The organism is Lentibacillus saliphilus (assembly GCF_019093865.1).
GTDB lineage: Bacteria > Bacillota > Bacilli > Bacillales > Amphibacillaceae > Lentibacillus_B > Lentibacillus_B saliphilus.
On the sequence record NZ_JABJXD010000006.1, the window covers coordinates 96,174 to 115,531 of the forward strand.

Annotated in this window: 17 protein-coding genes; 14 read left to right on the forward strand and 3 right to left on the reverse strand. The window is 40.7% G+C overall.

Annotated elements, in window-relative coordinates; all coding sequences use genetic code 11:
- Window positions 1-56 precede the first annotated feature (56 nt).
- From HPC67_RS11150 to HPC67_RS11175, 6 genes are all read left to right on the forward strand, one after another.
- A complete protein-coding gene (locus tag HPC67_RS11150) occupies window positions 57-1,796 on the forward strand; it encodes an adenine deaminase C-terminal domain-containing protein (RefSeq protein ID WP_217587888.1) in 1,740 nt (579 codons plus the stop codon).
- A 66-nt stretch (window positions 1,797-1,862) separates the two neighbouring features.
- Entirely contained in the window at window positions 1,863-2,936 is a 1,074-nt protein-coding gene (locus HPC67_RS11155; protein WP_217587889.1) for a DUF3048 domain-containing protein, read from the forward strand.
- Between the two features lie 31 nt (window positions 2,937-2,967).
- The gene (locus HPC67_RS11160) at window positions 2,968-3,270 is read left to right on the forward strand and encodes a YerC/YecD family TrpR-related protein (RefSeq protein ID WP_217587890.1); all 303 of its coding nucleotides are present in this window, start codon (window positions 2,968-2,970) and stop codon (window positions 3,268-3,270) included.
- Between the two features lie 302 nt (window positions 3,271-3,572).
- On the forward strand, window positions 3,573-5,642 hold the full coding sequence (locus HPC67_RS11165; RefSeq protein ID WP_217587891.1) for a lactonase family protein: 2,070 nt from the start codon (window positions 3,573-3,575) through the stop codon (window positions 5,640-5,642).
- A gap of 45 nt (window positions 5,643-5,687) precedes the next feature.
- Window positions 5,688-5,852 carry a hypothetical protein gene (locus HPC67_RS11170; RefSeq protein WP_217587896.1) on the forward strand — a complete coding sequence of 55 codons (165 nt, stop codon included), beginning with the start codon at window positions 5,688-5,690 and terminating at the stop codon, window positions 5,850-5,852.
- Complete coding sequence (locus HPC67_RS11175; RefSeq protein ID WP_217587897.1) at window positions 5,849-6,241, forward strand: hypothetical protein; 393 nt, start codon at window positions 5,849-5,851, stop codon at window positions 6,239-6,241. Before HPC67_RS11170 ends, HPC67_RS11175 begins: the two co-directional genes overlap by 4 nt.
- Window positions 6,242-6,522: 281 nt before the next feature.
- Here the strand turns inward: HPC67_RS11175 and HPC67_RS11180 are convergent, their stop codons facing one another.
- From HPC67_RS11180 to HPC67_RS11190, 3 genes are read right to left on the reverse strand one after another with little or no spacing between them, the layout of a single operon-like run.
- Window positions 6,523-6,753, reverse strand: coding sequence for a thioredoxin family protein (locus HPC67_RS11180; protein WP_217587899.1), 231 nt, complete (start codon window positions 6,751-6,753; stop codon window positions 6,523-6,525).
- 37 nt (window positions 6,754-6,790) lie between these two features.
- Window positions 6,791-7,792 (reverse strand): permease, encoded by a 1,002-nt coding sequence (locus HPC67_RS11185; RefSeq protein WP_217587901.1) that lies wholly within the window; start codon window positions 7,790-7,792, stop codon window positions 6,791-6,793.
- A gap of 18 nt (window positions 7,793-7,810) precedes the next feature.
- The gene (locus HPC67_RS11190; RefSeq protein WP_217587905.1) at window positions 7,811-8,158 is read right to left on the reverse strand and encodes an ArsR/SmtB family transcription factor; all 348 of its coding nucleotides are present in this window, start codon (window positions 8,156-8,158) and stop codon (window positions 7,811-7,813) included.
- Between the two features lie 1,265 nt (window positions 8,159-9,423).
- On the opposite strand from HPC67_RS11190, the gene pcrB reads away from it, so the two are divergent.
- From pcrB to HPC67_RS11230, 8 genes are all read left to right on the forward strand, one after another.
- Window positions 9,424-10,098: a heptaprenylglyceryl phosphate synthase gene (gene pcrB / locus HPC67_RS11195; RefSeq protein ID WP_217588043.1), complete on the forward strand. Its 675-nt coding sequence runs from the start codon at window positions 9,424-9,426 to the stop codon at window positions 10,096-10,098.
- A 33-nt stretch (window positions 10,099-10,131) separates the two neighbouring features.
- Window positions 10,132-12,342, forward strand: a complete 2,211-nt coding sequence (pcrA, locus tag HPC67_RS11200) for a DNA helicase PcrA (RefSeq protein WP_217587906.1) — start codon at window positions 10,132-10,134, stop codon at window positions 12,340-12,342.
- A gap of 15 nt (window positions 12,343-12,357) precedes the next feature.
- Entirely contained in the window at window positions 12,358-14,361 is a 2,004-nt protein-coding gene (ligA, locus tag HPC67_RS11205; RefSeq protein WP_217587907.1) for an NAD-dependent DNA ligase LigA, read from the forward strand.
- Window positions 14,362-14,374: 13 nt separating this feature from the next.
- Window positions 14,375-15,505, forward strand: coding sequence for a CamS family sex pheromone protein (locus tag HPC67_RS11210; RefSeq protein ID WP_217587908.1), 1,131 nt, complete (start codon window positions 14,375-14,377; stop codon window positions 15,503-15,505).
- Window positions 15,506-15,616: 111 nt separating this feature from the next.
- Window positions 15,617-17,167: an L-glutamate gamma-semialdehyde dehydrogenase gene (gene pruA / locus HPC67_RS11215; protein ID WP_217587909.1), complete on the forward strand. Its 1,551-nt coding sequence runs from the start codon at window positions 15,617-15,619 to the stop codon at window positions 17,165-17,167.
- A gap of 297 nt (window positions 17,168-17,464) precedes the next feature.
- Window positions 17,465-18,727, forward strand: a complete 1,263-nt coding sequence (locus tag HPC67_RS11220) for a helix-turn-helix domain-containing protein (RefSeq protein ID WP_217587910.1) — start codon at window positions 17,465-17,467, stop codon at window positions 18,725-18,727.
- A 15-nt stretch (window positions 18,728-18,742) separates the two neighbouring features.
- Window positions 18,743-18,883, forward strand: coding sequence for a hypothetical protein (locus HPC67_RS11225; protein ID WP_217587911.1), 141 nt, complete (start codon window positions 18,743-18,745; stop codon window positions 18,881-18,883).
- A 50-nt stretch (window positions 18,884-18,933) separates the two neighbouring features.
- A complete protein-coding gene (locus HPC67_RS11230; RefSeq protein ID WP_217587912.1) occupies window positions 18,934-19,278 on the forward strand; it encodes a hypothetical protein in 345 nt (114 codons plus the stop codon).
- Window positions 19,279-19,358: the final 80 nt, after the last annotated feature.

Sequence of the window (19,358 nt, forward strand, 5' to 3'; positions counted from 1 at the left end):
GTATGAAAGATAAAATATGTTAAAATGATACAAATCACTGTTTGGAGAGTTGTTTTATGTTGGAGAAAAAATTTTATTGGAGAAACACTGAAATGCGCAAGCATGTAGCAGTCATTGACGGCAAGCGTCCACCATCGCTCGTTTTGAAAAATGCTGTTTACTTAAATTCATACACAAAAAAATGGACAGAAGCTCACATTTGGATTGACCGTGACCGTATTGTATACGTTGGCAATGATTGGCCGACAAACTTAAACGGGACAGAGATTGTAGACTGCAAAGGAAAATTTATCGTCCCCGGCTATATTGAACCTCACGCCCATCCCTTTCAGCTTTATAACCCAGAAATATTAGCACAACAGGCAGCCGCGTTTGGAACGACAACACTTGTTAATGATAACCTCATGTGGCATTTTTTATTAAACAAAAAGAAAGCGTTTTCGCTTATGGAGGCCTTTCAGGATTTGCCTGTGTCGATGTATTGGTGGGCCCGCTTCGATTCTCAGACAGCACTTCAAGATGAAGAAGCAATTTTTAATACTCGAGATGTTTTGTCGTGGCTTGCCCATCCGTCGGTTATTCAAGGGGGCGAGCTGACAGCTTGGCCGGATCTTTTAGATGGCGATGATCGACTGTTGTATTGGATTCAAGAAGCTAAGCGGAAGGGCATGCCTGTTGAAGGTCATTTACCTGGTGCATCTGAAAAAACGTTAACGAAGATGAAGCTACTCGGCTTGACGTCTGAGCATGAATCCATCACAGGCGAAGATGTGCTCAACCGACTTGAGCTTGGCTATCATGTCGGACTACGTCATTCGTCCATCAGACCAGATTTATCAAATCTGATTGACGATTTGATCGCTAAGGGACTGTCGACGTTTGACAATGTCATGTATACAACAGATGCCTCGACACCCGGATTTTATGAGAATGGCTTAATTAATGCTTGTATTGATATTGCGATTCAAAGAGGGGTTCCATTAGAAGAAGCGTATCATATGGGGACGTATAATGTAGCGCGCCATTTTGGACTTCAAGATCAACTTGGTTGTATCGCGCCTGGGCGAATTGCTCACCTCAATATGCTTGATGCAAAAGACAATCCACATCCGATACGCGTTTTAGCTAAAGGTGAGTGGGTTGCCGAGAATGGTGTGTTCACCGGAAAGCATATGATTGATTGGAGTGCGCACAATCTTGAACCTGTCGCTTTTGACTGGACGTTAAAAACGGATGACCTGCAATTTTCAATTCCTGTTGGACTTAAAATGCTCAATGATGTCATTATTCAGCCATATGCGATCAAAGCAGATGTGTCATTAGACCAGTTGCCACATTCGAATGATGACGCGTTTCTAATTTTGTTAGACCGTGACGGTAAATGGCGTGTGAACACAACACTCAAAGGCTTTACGAATCAGCTCGGTGCTATTGTCAGTTCTTATTCTACGACAGGGGATATTGTCTTAATCGGGAAAAATAAGCAGGATATGAAACTTGCCACAGATCGCATGCAAGCCCTTGGCGGTGGCATCGTGATCGTTCATGATGGTCAGGTTTTAGCTGAGCTGCCGTTAACACTCGCAGGCGCGATGTATGATGGGACGATGGCTGATTTAATAACAAAAGAAAAAGAGATTCGTGAAACGCTTAAACAATACGGTTATCCGTTTGAAGACCCAATTTACAGCATATTATTTTTATCATCGACGCATTTACCTTATATTCGCATCACACAGCAAGGTATTGTTGATGTAAAAAAGCGTGAAGTGCTCTTTCCAGCTATCATGAGATAGCGTATAGTAGAGGTATACTCATACATGGGGATTTTTCCTTCTACTTTAAAATAAAGGTGGGATATCATGAAACAACGATGGCTCATTTTGACGGGGATGCTGCTCCTTATCTTTTTGGTAACAGCATGTTCCGGCGATGACAAAGCTGCAGAGACTGACATAAACAAACCTAAGGAAAATGGTATTACAGAAAAAGAACCACCTGAACAGGAAGAACAGAACTTTGCTAACACATACCCGCTAACGGGCATCGGTACAAATGACTCAGTTGATAATCGGGCTGTTGGTGTCATGATTAACAATCATACGAAAGCACGTCCGCAATCGGGATTATCACAGGCGGACATCGTCTTTGAAATTTTGGCAGAAGGTCGGATTACCCGTTTTCTTGCTTTATTTCAAAGTGAACAGCCTGATATCGTCGGACCTGTTCGCAGCGCACGAGAATATTATTTCGATTTAGCAGATGGCTACGATGCATTGTACGTTTATCATGGTGCGGCAACCTTTATTGATCAAATGATTCGAGATAGAGGCATTGAGCATTTGAATGGTGCGATGTATGACAACGACCGTCATTTATTTAAGCGCGAGGCTTTTCGTAAAGCGCCACATAATTCCTATTTGCTATTTGATGCTGTTGCTGACGTTGCTCAGTCAAAAGGCTATCAAATGACACATGATTATGAGCCTTTACCGTTTCTTGCTCAAGAAGACGTTGATGAAATTGAAGGTGATGCGGCTGAACATGTCGAAATCGTTTATTCTAATACACCAATGGAAATTGTAGAATTTGATTATCATGAATCAACAGGGACATACACGCGCTTTAACGACAGAGAACAAACAGTTGAGCTGAATAGTGACACACCGATTGCCGTAAACAACGTCTTTATTGTAGAGGCTTCCCATCAAATCATTGATGATGACGGCCGTCGAGCAATCGATCTTGATTCCGGTGGCGATGCGTATCTCATTCAACAAGGAAAGGTCCAGCACGTGCAATGGGAGAACCGTTCGGGTAGAATTATTCCTGTGAAAGACGGGCAGCCAGTTGGATTTGTACCCGGTAAAACTTGGATAAACGTTGTGCCAACAAGCCCGGGAATCGCACAATCCGTTCATATCACGAACGACTAATTATTTTGATGATGGATCAGGAGGATGAGGCATGCAAATCGATAAATTGCGTGGTGAACAGCTCGACCAATTGTTTGAGGCTATTTTATCTTTGGAAACAAAAGAAGAATGCTACCGTTTTTTTGATGATTTGGCAACGATGAATGAAGTGCATTCCTTCGCTCAGCGCTTCCAGGTCGCCAAAATGCTTGTAGATGGCCAAACTTATCAGGCGATTGAAGACCAGACGAAAGCATCCACCGCAACCATCTCCAGAATTCGCCGTTGTATTAACTATGGTAATGGCGGCTATGAAATGGCGTTAGAGCGAATGAAGGGGAAGGATGACGCTTAATTCCTTTTCTATAGGGACAAGCTTAAATTCTAAATATTTATCATATAGAAAGCTTCACACGGTCAGTGATCATCGTGTGAAGCTTTTTTGTATAAGTACAGGATTGTAGAATACAAAATTTAAACAAAAATCCATTGCATCTAGTATAAAATACACAGTCTTTTTTACTCATGACAGCTATACAGAAAACCTGTAACATACATTTGTCTGATTTATTAACTAATAAACAACAGTGTGAATCAATTTCTTTAACAGATTTTTATTTTAAAATATACAGTTACATATGAATAAGGGGGAGAAAAATGAGGAAAATGCTGTTACTGATTTTAATGCTGTTACTATTTGCAGCGTGTTCCACAGATGACACATCAGAAAAAAAGGATCATACTGATGGTCATGCTTCATCAGACAATGGGGAGAGACAAAATTATCCGGATCATCTACCAGAAAGCCTGTTTAGCTATGAATATGATTCGGAAGACGACTATGAGTTTCGATCACTATATAGTTCTTTAGATGGCAGTACCATTTTATTTACCACAGAAGAGGAGATTAAAAGAGAAAGAGAAAAAACAGCTTATGTGAAATATGGGAAAAACGATGTAATAAATTTAAAGGAGCTTTCAAATGCAAGTGAAGCTGATTTGGAAGACCGTAATTGTACTAGACTTCATTTGTCGCCAAATGGACAATACATAACGTTTAGCTGTTCCTTGGATGAGCGAATGTTTGTTGTTTATGATACGGAACAGGAAGAGATTGTACACCATGAAGAATCTTTGGATGATCCAGCATTAAGAATGTTTGGTATTACAGATAATATGGACGTTCTTTTGGAAAATATTGATAGAGATACAGTGGCAATATATACACCTGAAACAGCGCAATTAAAAGAATTTAATTTGCCGGAACTGTCTGGTGTACCTGATGAGACTTTTGAAAGTGTTTATGCTGCAAATAATGGACAAACAATTATTTTAAATACTTTTTCTCGATTATATGTATTGGATACAAAATCTGGAGATTTAGAAGAAATTGCAGATGTAAAACCATATGAGGAACGATTTAAGGGCGAAACAGAAGGCATTAGATTGAGCGACATAAAGGTATCACCAAATGGAAAGTATCTCTTCTATAGATTGGATGATATAAGTTCCGATATTTATCAAAGCTATAACTTTGTTAATGTAGAGCAAGGCGAAACCGAAAGTTTTACAGATTTTGGATATGATTTTGTGGAAACAATTGATAACAATGGAAACGCCGTTATTAAAGGATTGGGAAACCTCTTTCTCTATCAAATTGATAGTGGGCAAAATCGTATCATCCCTAATGTAGAAAGTGGGGTGTATACAGATGAGATAACATTGACGAGCGATGGCAAAACACTATTTTTTGCAGACAGACAAAATGTTTCTGATGATACTGAAGCATATCATTTATATCGTTTAACGCTTGAAGAGGCTAAAAAGTATGAAAAAGTCGACTTTCAAGCAACGAAAGAAGATAGGGATAAGCTGTTGTCAGAAGTACAAAGCACTTCAAGTAATAAAGAGGGATTTACATTTTATCCGGTTGAAGGTGATGTTAGCGACATGTTTAATGACGTTTGGGAGAGAAGTAAACATGTTCTATACCCATCTGTTTTTCCTGAACAGATATCGTTAGTTAACCATTATTTAGGGTTAAAGCGTGTTACTCAAGAGATCAAATTAGATGCAACTGAATTAACTCAGCGGCGTTTAATTAATGTTTATGCCGCAAGTTATCCTGATAAAGAGAGGAAAGACTTCTGTATTGATAACGACTTGGAATTAGTTGAGACGAAAGACGGTGTCGATTATTTTTTCTACCTTTTCTATAATGATGAAGTCGAGCTTGCCTTTGTAAAAGATGATTGGTGTTATTCAATTGAAGGGAAAGGTTTTACCAAGGAAGAAATGTTTGATATAGCAAATTCTATGGGAAAACGCGAAAATAAACCAGCTGATGTCCCTTTAGATACTGTTAAATTGCCAACAAAACTTCCATTTAAAGATGTGATTATTAAAAATCCACGTGTTGCGCATCACGGAAGAACTGATAAGTATGTATTCTCAGTAGAATATGAAGATCACTCTATACCTTTGAAAATCACATATGTAGTTGGATATCAAGAGCCATCTTTTATAGACAATGACGAAACTATGGAAGTTGAACTTACCCATTCTATGAAAGGTTTTTATAATGAAAAGTGGCTACAATTGTATATAACAGATGGGACGAACTACTATGGCATTGAGACCGATGTTGAGATCAAAGATATAAAAGAATTAGGAGGTAAGGAAACAATAAAGGAAGCGTTAATTGAAATAGCAAATTCGGTTGAGTAGATACTCTACACTTTATAAAATAGGTGCAGTCCTATCAGGCTGTACTTGTTTTTTTATGATTTTGTTGGACAGTATATTCCGCTCATTGATATTGTCGACTCATCTACACCAATTAAAACAACGATTACTGTTGAAGCGCTTAACGTAGCAGAAGAGGACATTACAGAGCTCAAGACAGGAATGGTGACATTCCAGTTCATCGTAAGGTGACAACATTTGAACAGAAGCAATATGATCCATCTGGTGATAATAGCGACTTACATTATTTGCATCCTGTTGACAAAGTTGAAATAGGAGAGGCGGAGGATACGCTTGCTGCGAGCCCACTGGGTATTTACCAGTATCAATATGGGACTCACGAGGAAACAGGTGACGAACTAAAGCCGACCCACTTGCCAGGCAATTACTTACCAATGCCTGCTCAAGGATTAATTCCTATTGAGTGGGCGACACATTACAAAGGTGAGGCACCCATTGATGCCATTCGCGTGAAGGTTGCGGGCATCGATGGGTATACGAAAGATTCGGCACAACACATTAAAGATATTGCCGCCGATTGCGCGAGCATTATTAAACGACCCACAGCTGCTCATATGTGATGAGCCAACAGGCAACCTTGATCGCGCGTCTCGAGATCACATCCTCGCTATCTTGAAGCAGCTCCAAGAGGAAGGGCGGACCATTTTCTTTGTAACCCATGATTACGGAATTCTTCCTTACGGTGATCGCGTTCTGCAGCTCAGTGAAGGGGTATTGGAAGAGATTGATCAGCACGTGTTGCATACTTGATCAATCGGTTCATTTATATATGTAAAAAGAAAAACATGCAATGAGCGATCTACCACCTATCATTGCATGTTTTTTATTTGACACACCGCCCTTACACGAGAAGTTGTTTGATCTCGTCTGGTTTAAGAACTTTTCCAGTAACTTTTACTTCTTCATTAACTACGAGGGCTGGGGTGCTCATAACACCGTATTGCGCAATCTCTTGAAAGTCGGTTACTTTTTCAACGGTTATGTCTTGGTTCAGTTCTTTTACAGCGACTTGAACATTTTTCTCTAATTGTTTACATTTTGCACATCCAGGTCCTAACACTTTAATCGTCATATGACACATCTCCTTAAAATATATAATTACCTATTAATTAAAATAGGAAATCTAATGCATTAAATGTATAGCCTATTATAATAATTCCAATCGTAATGATTGCAATAAATAGAGTTAACAGTTTTGGTTTAATGACCTTACTCAGCATAATGAGAGAAGGCAGAGATAAAGCAGTTACCGACATCATAAAGGCAAGGATCGTACCAACTTGAACACCTTTTCCAAATAAAGCTTCCGCGATGGGCAGTGTTCCAAAAATATCAGCATAAATCGGTATGCCTATAACTGTTGCGATGAGAACTGCAAGTGGATTATCTTCTCCGATAACTGTTTCAATAACGGATTGAGGAATCCAATTGTGAATCAAAGCGCCAATGCCTACCCCAATTAAGATGGCGTACCATACTTTTTTAAAGATGGCTTTCACTTCATCTATGGCATAGCCAATTCTTTCGTTATATGTTAATCGATCGATGTCATCCTCCGTACTGCCGCTATTCATGACAAATGATTCTATATGATGTTCTAACTTTAATTTGTCAATGATCATACCACCGATTACAGCAAGAATGAGACCGACAATGACGTAAACAGCAGCGATTTTGACCCCAAAGAAAGAAGTCAGTAACAAAAAGGAGGCTAAGTCAACCATTGGTGAAGAAATTAAAAATGAGAACGTGACGCCTAATGGTAGCCCTGCTGTCGTAAACCCAATAAAGATTGGAATACTCGAACAGCTGCAGAAAGGTGTGATGGTGCCAAGTAATGCACCGAGAATATGACCTTTAATGCCTTTGATGCCTCCGAGTAGTCTCTTAGTTCGTTCTGGAGGGAAGTAACTTTGGATAAAAGATATGATGAATATTAATACGGACATCAATATAAAGATTTTGATCGTATCATAGATAAAAAAATGAATACTGCCACCGAGCTTTTCATCAACTGAAATATGAAATATGTCTTCCACGAGTAAGTGAATAAGATTCGACAGCCACTCCATTTTAAGGAGCTGGTCGTTCAACCATGAAAATATGTCCATGACGCTTCCTGCTTTCTTTTAATCGAGTAAACGTGTTTCTATTAAAGGAAGAATGGTTTCTTTAATTAAATGATAAACCGTGTACCGACCTTCTTTTTGCGATCGAATCACATTCCCTCGTTCCAATAGTTTTAAGTGATGTGAAATGGTTGACGTTGGAACCCCTAATCCATCAACGATTTCGCACATACAAAGGTCATCAACGTATAACATTGCAATAATCTGTAACCGCGTTTCATCACCTAACGCTTTAAAAAAATCGGCTTTACCTTGTATGGTGGCCTTATCATTAAGTACCGGCAATACTGTTTGAGACTGCATGACAATGGCTTTGGTTTCAGCGGTCGTTTTTACCGATGTTTTCATAAATGCTCTCCCCCTAGTAATATTATAAAACTAGTTTTCTAGTTTTGTGGGCGAAAAAGTTACAATTTGGTTAAGAATGCTTGTTGCTACATCTTTTTTTCGAGGATCTCTGAGGTTTCACACCGATTATGCTTGTAAGCAAGGGTAATATATATACATAGAAATTCTCACTTTATTTTTTTTGAAGTTCATATTTTAACAGTATTTCTTCCTTAACATAGTGAACATATACTGGGGAGAAATCACTGTCAATATGATTGTTTGTTTCGCTGAGTATATGAACATCTTGTTTAATAGCATTTATAAAGAATAAATTGTTTATATTTTCTATGTGACACTTATGCACTTTATAAATGTTTCTGTCTACATTAACTATACTAAATTCTTTGTACGTCCACTGTATTACATACAACATAAAAGTAAAAAATAATGTGTTTCCTATTCCGTATATCAATATATCTGTAATATGACTCATTATAAAGGTATTGTCCTGTATAAAACCATCCATATAATATGACATTAATACTATGTTAAGGATAATTATCCCAATATAACCTGTAACAATAGTTAGGTTAGTGAATTTTTTGATTTTCCCCCCTTGACTTATACGTCTCTTGAGATTTGGTGCTATTAATAAGGTGCTAATTATTAAATAGATGCATATTACCAAAAAAAATAAAATTAAGGATGTCAATGCAAGGAAATGATTGTTTATTACATCAATTTTCTCTGCAATAAAGTAACTCAATGTGTACAGTGATAGAGTTATAAATAATGAAACAAATATAGACTCTAGAAATTTTTCCCATATACCTTCGTGTCTGGGGGTTAACTTTTTTTCGAATGTTGTTTTTGTTAGTGTTTTCATAAAAATTCTAACAACAATAAACGCTACCCCTATAACTGATATTATGGGAGTAATAAATCCTAATATATCTTGTATTGGATTTAATTCCATTGTTTTCACCTCGACAAGAAATTTATAAAAAATTAACTTTGAAGTCAATATATTTAATCAAAATATATAATCTTTTTATAGATTATAATATATTTTTTGTAAACGAACAAAGGAAATTCTGGTAGATATTTTTATTATTCATCCTAAACAATTTCGACCCGTTTGGAAATGTTCGATTAAATTCTTAGTACACTGGGTTAGCATTGCGATGACCTATCCTTTAGACGCCCCCATGCGAGGGCTTTTTTTGTTATAATGAATGAACGTACTATAATGATGGAGGCTTGGACTTTTGGATACGAATTTAATGAAGGAATGGACACATATATTTAAACTTGATCCGGCGAAAGAGATATCTGATGAAGCGCTTGAAGCGGTGTGTGAATCTGGAACCGATGCGATTATTGTTGGTGGAACCGATGATGTGACGCTTGATGGTGTGCTTGATTTGCTATCGCGCATTCGTCGTTATACCGTCCCGTGCATTTTAGAAATCTCTAACATTGAATCGGTGACACCCGGTTTTGATTATTATTTTATACCGATGGTGATGAATTCACAGGACAAAAAATGGATGATGGACGTCCAGCATGAAGCGATTAAAGCATATAAGCCATTGATGGAATGGGAAGAAATCCTTATGGAAGGCTACTGCGTTTTGAATGAAGAAGCGAAGGTGTTTCAACATACAAATTGTCGACTACCAGATGAAGATGATGTACTGGCGTATGCTTACATGGCTGAGCGGATGTTTAAGTTGCCTATTTTTTACATGGAATACAGTGGCACATACGGCGATCCGGCGCTTGTTGAACGGGTCAGCTATGAATTAGACGAGACGCTACTCGTATATGGTGGTGGCATTGAAACGGCTGAGCAAGCCCGAGAAATGAAAGCTTTTGCGGATGTTATTGTCGTCGGCAATAGTCTTTATACGAATTTCAAAGAGGCTATTAAAACAGTAGCAGCGATTAAAGGTTAACTGTAATCAGACATTAGAAAGGGGCGTCCAATGATGAATCAATTATTGAACGGATTAAATAAACAACAGCAGGAAGCGGTCAAGCATACAGACGGGCCACTGCTCATCATGGCTGGTGCCGGTAGTGGAAAGACAAGGGTGCTTACCCACCGTATTGCGTATTTACTTGATGAAAAAGGTGTCGCAGCGCGTAATGTGTTGGCGATTACGTTTACGAATAAAGCAGCTCGAGAAATGAAGGACAGAGTGTCACGTCTTGTCGGTCCAGAAGGCGATTATATGTGGGTGTCGACCTTTCACTCGATGTGTGTGCGGATCCTTCGCCGTGACATCGATCGAATCGGCTATAACCGCAACTTTTCTATTTTAGACACAGGTGATCAGCTGTCAGTCATTAAGCAGGAGCTAAAAAACCTTAACATCGATCCGAAAAAATTCGAGCCAAGAGCGATGCTCGGACAAATTAGTGCGGCTAAAAACGAACTGATTACACCAGAAAAATTCAGTGAGCAGGTCGGTAATTTTTACGATCGTCAGGTGGCCCAAGTATACACGGCTTATCAAAAGACGCTACGGAAAAATGAGTCACTCGATTTTGATGACTTGATCATGCAGACGATTCATTTATTTGACCGGGTTCCTGAAGTTCTTGAATACTATCAACGTCGTTTTCAATATATTCATGTTGATGAGTATCAGGATACGAACCATGCTCAGTATCAGCTCGTTAAACAGCTCGCCCGAAAATATGAAAACCTTTGTGTTGTCGGTGATTCGGATCAGTCGATTTACAAATGGCGCGGTGCGGACATTATGAACATCTTGTCCTTTGAAAAAGATTACCCATCAGCACGGACGATTTTCCTCGAGCAAAATTACCGGTCTACGAAATCCATTTTAGAGGCTGCCAACACAGTCATTGCCAATAATACAAGTCGTAAGCCAAAAAACCTGTGGACAGACAACCCAGATGGGAAACAGCTTCATTATTATCAAGCGTCAACTGAACGTGATGAAGCGCTGTTCGTCACAGAAAAAATTCAAGAGCTCACGCGATTTGGTGACTTCACACCAGCCGATATCGCGATTTTATACCGGACAAATGCGCAGTCACGGGCGATAGAAGAAACGTTGATGAAATCAAATATGAACTATCAGCTCGTCGGAGGCACAAAGTTCTATGAGCGTAAGGAAATTAAGGATATGACCGCATACTTACGTTTGATCGTGAATCCTGACGATGATATTAGCTTTGAACGGGTTGTGAATGAGCCGAAGCGTGGCATCGGTGCAACGTCGGTCGAACGGCTCAGAGCGTATGCCAATGCCAACGATATTTCTTTATTTACAGCGACGAAGGAAGTGGACTTCACGGGTGTTCCAAGAAAAGCAGCCCAAGCCTTATCCGAATTTGGCGCGTTAATCCGGACGCTCTCACAGCAGCAAGAATTTTTAACAGCAACAGATATGGTCGAAGCTGTTTTAGAACGGACAGGCTATGAAACGATGCTGAAAAACGAACGCACGATTGAAGCACAAACACGGCTTGAGAACCTAGAGGAATTTATGACGGTTACGAAGGCGTTTGAACAGTCGAGCGAGGATAAGACGCTCGTTGCTTTTCTAACAGAGCTGGCACTCATTGCGGACATCGATCGTGTTGATGAGACAGACCCTGATCACGATGAGAAGATCACGTTAATGACACTTCACTCAGCAAAAGGCCTCGAATTTCCGGTCGTCTTTTTGATTGGTATGGAAGAGAACGTCTTCCCGCATAGTCGAGCGATGTTTGATGATGCTGAGCTAGAGGAAGAGCGTCGTCTTGCTTATGTTGGCATTACACGTGCAGAGCAAGAGCTATACATGACAAATGCTAAAATGCGTACGATATATGGTAGAACGAATATGAATCCGATGAGTCGATTTATTAATGAAATTCCGGATCATTTAATAGAAGGTATTGAAGTCGCTAAACAGACGATGTTCGGTAGCCGTTCGGTTGAAAAAGCAGATCACGTTCAAGCACCACGCCCAAAACGTGCCGCTCGTAAAACGCCAACGACCGGTGCAGAGCATGAAGTATGGTCAGCTGGCGATAAGCTGAATCATAAAAAGTGGGGCGTTGGAACGGTCGTTAAAGTCCAAGGTGAGGGCGACGCAATGGAGCTTGATATTGCGTTCCCAGCGCCAACTGGCTTGAAGCGTGTTTTAGCAAAATTTGCGCCCATTACAAAAGAATAAGGAGGGACTTGACGCGTGAACAAGCAACAGGCAGAAAAAGAAATTCACCAATTAAGAGCGCTTATTCAACAATATAACCATGATTATTTTGTTTTAGATGCACCACAAGTGTCTGATGCAGAATACGATCGCACGATGTGCCAGCTTCTTGATTTAGAAGACGCCTATCCTGAGCTCGTGACACCGGATTCCCCATCACAGCGGGTCGGGGCTGAGCCGGTAGGTGCCTTTGAAAAAGTCGCCCACCGTGTACCGATGCTCAGTTTGAGTAATGCCTTTGATGAAGGTGAACTACGCGACTTTGATCGTCGCGTTCGCCAAGGTGTTGAAGGAGATGTGACGTACGTTTGTGAATTGAAAATAGATGGACTTGCTGTGTCACTCACATATGAAGATGGCCAGTTTGTTCGTGGTGCAACACGAGGAGATGGAACAACAGGTGAAGACATTACGAGCAACCTACGTACCATTCGCTCCTTGCCGCTCAAATTAAAAGAGCCGACAACGATTGAAGTACGTGGCGAAGCATTTATGCCCCACAAGTCGTTCCTTGCTTTAAATCAAGCACGAGAAGCACGTGATGAAGAACCGTTTGCCAATCCGCGTAATGCAGCTGCTGGCTCACTTCGCCAGCTCGATCCGAAAATCGCCGCTAGTCGTAACTTGGATGTTTTTCTTTACGCTGTAGGTGAATGGGAGGAAGAGACATTAGCTTCTCATAGTGAACGGCTGGAAACCATACAAGCACTCGGCTTGAAAACAAATCCCGAGTGGAAAAAGTGTGCAACGATTGATGACGTGATCGATTACGTCAATCACTGGACAGTTGAACGGCCCAATTTAAATTATGAAATTGATGGGATCGTCATAAAAGTGGACCGCCTTGACCAGCAGGAAGCGCTTGGCTTCACAGCCAAAAGCCCACGCTGGGCCATTGCGTATAAATTCCCAGCTGAAGAAGCGATTACGACGTTAACCGATATCGAACTGAGTGTTGGACGTACGGGTGTGATTACACCGACGGCGATACTTGAGCCAGTGAAGGTTGCTGGGACGACGGTCCAGCGAGCGTCGCTACATAATGCTGATTTTATCGATGAAAAGGATATCCGCCTGGGCGATACGGTTGCCATCAAAAAAGCAGGCGACATTATTCCTGAAGTTGTTCGTGTCATCACTGAAAAGCGTCCAGACAATGCCGAGCGTTATGCGATGCCAGAGCATTGCCCAGATTGCGGAAGCGACCTCGTTCACCTTGAGGAAGAGGTGGCACTACGCTGCATTAATCCGGATTGTCCGGCGCAATTACAGGAAGGATTAATTCACTTCGTTTCACGAGATGCGATGAACATAGACGGTCTCGGTGAAAAAGTTGTAGGTCAGCTGTTCCGGGAAAAACTCGTTCAGACGATTTCTGATATTTACCGTCTTGAAAAGCCTGCTCTTCTTGAATTGGAACGGATGGGGGAAAAGTCAGCCTCTAATTTGATTCAGGCGATTGACCAATCACGGAGCAATTCTCTAGAAAAGCTCATTTTTGGCTTAGGCATTCGCTTTATCGGGTCAAAAGCTGCCAAAACATTAGCTGCTCATTTTAAAACGATCGACGCACTTGCTCATGCCACATATGATGACCTCATAGCTGTTGATGAAATTGGCGAAAAAATGGCTGATTCAGTCGTTCGTTATTTTTCCGAGCCACATGTTGATGAGCTGATTAAGGATTTACACGCACTCGGTGTCAACATGACCTTTAAAGGACGAGAACCGAGCACATCCGTATCCGACTCTCCTTTTACCGATAAAACGGTCGTGCTAACAGGTAAGCTTGAGCATTTTACCCGAAAAGAATTGAAGGATACGATAGAAGCGATGGGCGGATCGGTCACAGGCAGTGTCAGTAAAAATACTGACATTGTTATCGCTGGAGAAGCAGCAGGTTCAAAATACAACAAGGCTGTTGAGCTCGATATTGATATATGGGACGAAGCCAGATTACAGGAAGCTTTAAATGCGTGAGGAGAGGGGTATTATGAAAAAATTAGCCATCTTATGCGGTATTGCCCTACTCATATCCGGTTGCACACCAGACATGAATAAGGAAGATGAGGTTGTTCAAAAAGAAGATGAAAACAAGGGGCAGCCTTCAATTGTTACGAGCTATCAGCTGTCCGATGAAAATTACCGCACGATATTACCTTATGAGGTGAGTGAAGCACGGGGTGTGATCACGGGCCAGATTGCGAACCGTGTTGATATTGATGAAATGGAACAAGGATTAAGACGGCTGTCTAAAGCCTATTTTGATCCGAAAAAATACTACTTTGAAGAAGGTCGGTATATCACCAAAAATGAAGTGATCCGATTAATTGACGAGCTAAACCCTGAGAAGGATCCGTTTAAAGAAGAAGATGATGTCGACCGTGAGGAGAAGGAAGAGTACCAGAAGGAAAATCCACGCTACTTGTCTCATATATTAGAGCAAAATTATATTAAAAGGAATGAAGACAACACGGTTGAGGTTGTTGGTGTGTCAATTGGGATTGCACTGAAATCTGTTTATCATTTTTCAGTCGATGGCTATTCCTTTCAAAAAGATTTGAAACATAAAGAGGCGATTGCCGCGGGCAAAAAACACGCCCAATCCATTTTAGAATATTTAAGAGGAATTGATGAACTGGCAGACGTTCCAATCATGATTGCTTTGTATGAAGAGGCAGATCAAGGCTCTCCCGTACCTGGCAGCTATCAGGCGCTCACATATGCCGAGCCACCAGGTATGATGGTTGATAAGTGGGAAGCTCTCAAGGAGGAAACCATTCTATTTCCTTCTAAACAAGCCGAGGAAAAGTATTTTGATGATTATCAGCTTATGAAGCGATTCGGTGAAGGGGTTGCAGAATTTTTCCCGAATTATGTGGGATATGTCGGTGAAGGGTTTTATATTGATGAAAATTTAAAACGACTGACGATCGAGATTCCGATATCTTTTTATGGAAAAGGTGAAGTGATTGGCTTTACACAGTATGTTTATGGTCTTGTCAAAGAAACCTTTAGCAGCCAGTATGAGCTTGAAATAAAAATCACATCAGATGACGACGTTGAGAGCATTATTAGTCGACCGGCAGGCGAAGACGATCCAGATGTATATATTTCTCACTAGTATATGAATTCATTGAAGTGAAAAAGAAAGTGCGTTAGAATTATATGTGGAAATAAACGGCCTGAGCATTCTAGGGCTGACTGTAAGGAAAACTAAGGGGAGGTTGGAATTATGGTTGTCGCATACAAGCATGAACCGTTTACAGATTACACAGTGGAAGAAAATAAACAAGCTCTGCTGAAAGCCATCAAGGAAGTTGAAGCAGATATGGGGAAAGACTATCCACTCATTATTGGTGGTGAGCGGATTACAACTGAAGACAAAATCGTTTCAGTGAATCCAGCGAAAAAAGATGAGATTGTTGGATATGTTTCAAAAGCGAATCAAGATTTAGCAGAAAAAGCGATGCAGGTCGCTGATCAAACCTTTGAAACGTGGAGAAAGTCTGATCCGAAAGTTCGAGCAGACATTTTATTCCGTGCAGCAGCCATCGTTCGGCGGCGAAAATTGGAATTCACTGCTCGCCTTATTAAAGAAGGTGGCAAGCCTTGGAAGGAAGCGGACGCTGATGTCGCAGAAGGCATTGACTTTCTCGAGTACTACGGCCGTCAAATGCTTAAATTAAAAGATGGTGTTCCTGTGAACAGCCGTCCGATTGAATATAATCAGTACAACTATATCCCACTGGGTGTCGGTGTCGTTATTTCACCTTGGAACTTCTTGTTTGCTATAATGGCGGGCACAACGGTTGCGGCGATGGTTACTGGTAATACAGTTTTATTGAAGCCAGCTAGTTCAACGCCTGTTATCGCTTATAAGCTCATGGAAGTGCTTGAAGAAGCCGGAATGCCAGCAGGGGTTGTGAACTACATTCCAGGCCCAGGAAGCGAAGTCGGCGATTATCTCGTTGACCACCCACGTACACGTTTTGTGAGCTTTACAGGTTCACGTGCGGTTGGTACACGCATTTTTGAACGGGCAGCTAAGATTCAAGACGGTCAAAAGTGGTTGAAGCGCACGATCATAGAGATGGGCGGTAAGGATACGATCGTCGTTGATAATGAAGCAGATCTCGAGCTCGCAGCTCAGTCGATCGTCCAGTCTGCATTCGGATTTTCCGGACAAAAATGCTCAGCATGCTCACGCGCGGTTATTCATGAGGACGTTTATGATCACGTGAAGGATCGTGTCGTAGAATTGACGAAAGAGCTGACAGTCGGTAATCCTTCTGATGCAAACAATTTATTCATGGGTCCTGTTATTGATCAAGCTGCTTATGACAAAATTACAGGCTACATTGATATCGGTAAAAATGAAGGCGAATTACTCGTCGGTGGAGAAGGTGACGACAGCATAGGCTGGTTTGTTAACCCAACTGTATTCGGTGACGTCGATCCGGAAGCACGCATCATGCAGGAAGAAATTTTTGGCCCAGTTGTAGCTTTGACAAAAGCGAAGAATTTCGATGAAGCAATTGATATCGCTAATAATACAGAATACGGACTTACAGGCGCTGTGATCACGAATAACCGTGCTCACCAAGAACAAGCGCGTCAAGATTTCCACGTCGGCAACTTGTACTTCAACCGTGGTTGTACAGCTGCAATCGTCGGCTATCAGCCATTTGGCGGCTTCAACATGTCAGGTACAGACTCAAAAGCCGGTGGTCCAGATTACTTAGTTCAGCATATGCAAGGTAAAACAACATCAGAAATGTTTTAAATTGTTGCGTATTAAATAACACTGTTACATCAGACACCTCTTGTTAAATTCTTTGCAAGAGGTGTTTTCATAGTTTTCATAGCCAGTTTTCATAAATATAGGAAAGTAGGAAAGTTTTTAGGGGGTTAAGTGCTATATTTACCCCTCAACTTTCCCAATATGACATAAGCCAATATATGTTATGATAGATATACAGATAAAGTTAAGCAAATGTTCTCGAAATGCACAACCCACTTTAATGTATATCTTCTGTAGAGCACAATAATTCAAGTCTAGAATAAGAGAGTGTGAACAGAAATGGGAATTGGAGCCAAGATAAAATGGACGCGCCTGGAACAAGGGATGACACAGGAGGATCTTGCTGAAGGAATCGTGTCAATGTCTTATTTATCGAAAATAGAGAACGAACGAACTGCTCCAAGTACAGACGTCGTTGCCATGCTCTGTACACGGCTTGGGATTGAAGCAGATATTGATTTTGAAGAACGCTTACAAGAAAAGCTGCTTGAGTGGTATAAATTGCTCCGGAGTATGGAGGATAAGCAAAAAATAACTACATTATATGAAGAAATAGACGGCTTAATCAGTATGAGCAAGTCTCAAAACTTGTTATATGAAATTCACCGCATTAAATATTACTTGATATTTGCTGAATATGATGACGTGCTTGTGCACATTAATAAATTAAAAAAAGTAGCCGAAACCTTTGATAAGTATCAACAATATTTTTGGTACAAATACCGAGGGAACTACTATTCATTAATGGGCGACTTTTCAGAAGCATTAAGATTGTATCAGTTAGCAGAGGAAAATATGAACCATATTGATTTAGAAGAGGAAGAGCTTGCAGATATAAAGTATTCCATTGCTGTAACTCACAGTAAGTTAAGACATACACTTGAAACGATAGAATATACAGATCTAGCACTCGAAATGTACCAGAAGGAATACAATTTTACGAGATGTGCGCACTGTCATATATTGTTAGGCATATCCTATAGACGCTTAAAAATGTATGATAAAGCGATTAAAAATCAAAACCTTGCGAAGCATCTCGGCGAAATTACTGAAAATAAACAAATCATTCAACTGAGCAATCAAAATTTAGGTTATCTCCATTCTGTAAAAGGCAATACGGAGGAAGCGATTAAATACTATGAAGAGGTTGCGGCAGACGAAACAGTTGATGTCATAGAAAACCTAGCGGCAACAACCTCCTTAATCCGTGAGTACTATAAACTCGAGCTTTATGAGAAAGCAAGAGAGATGATTGCCAAGAGTACGGAATTGCTGGAAACACGATTATACGGAGATGAATATAAATATTTTTACTACATGACATATACATATGACTTTGCATTAAAAGATGATCATGACAATTTCGAAGCACTTGTAACAGAGGAATTTCTCCCTTATTTACGCAAAAACAAGGATTACGCAAGCCTTGTGACCTATACAAAGATGATGGCTGCACATTATGAAAAGCAGCAAAGGTACAAAGAAGCATCAAGGTTCTACAAGCTGGCTAATGTTAATTATCAAGAGCTTGTAGACGTTTAAAAGGAGGGGATATAATTGAAAAAGATGGTTGCAGCTATTTTGCTTGGTTCCATGTTGACTGTGGCGCTCTTTGTGACATCTGGTGACTATATGGACCAGACGATTGAGCGAGAACCGCCGATCATCATTCAAAACGGCGTTACCTCTTCCAGTTAAGTGATGGAAGGCTGGTAGTAGTTTTTTTACCCTATTACTATATGATGTACTTGCCTGAAATAGCCGATGCTATTTCAGGTCTTTTTTTGTTTCAACAGTTTCTTTGGGGACAATTAGAGGTTCACGCCGATTTCGATGCCGTTCTCGCCGATACTGAGGCCATTCTCGCCGATTTTGAGGCCGTTCTCGCCGATTTTGAGGCCATTTCCGCCGATACTGAGGCTGTTCTTGCCGATACTGAGGTCGTTTTCGCCGATACCGAGGCTGTTCTCGCCGATTTTGAGGCCGTTCTCGCCGATTCCATGGCCATTCCCGCCGATACCGAGGCCATTCCCGCCGATTCCGATCTGCTTCCGGAGCTAGCGTTTAGCATTGTTCGTCTCCTTATGCGTTAAATTTTAAGACTTGTCCCAATTTCGTGTGTAGACTTCTGTGCGGGCAGTTTAGGAGGTTTCATCTAGGAGACAGCCCTTCA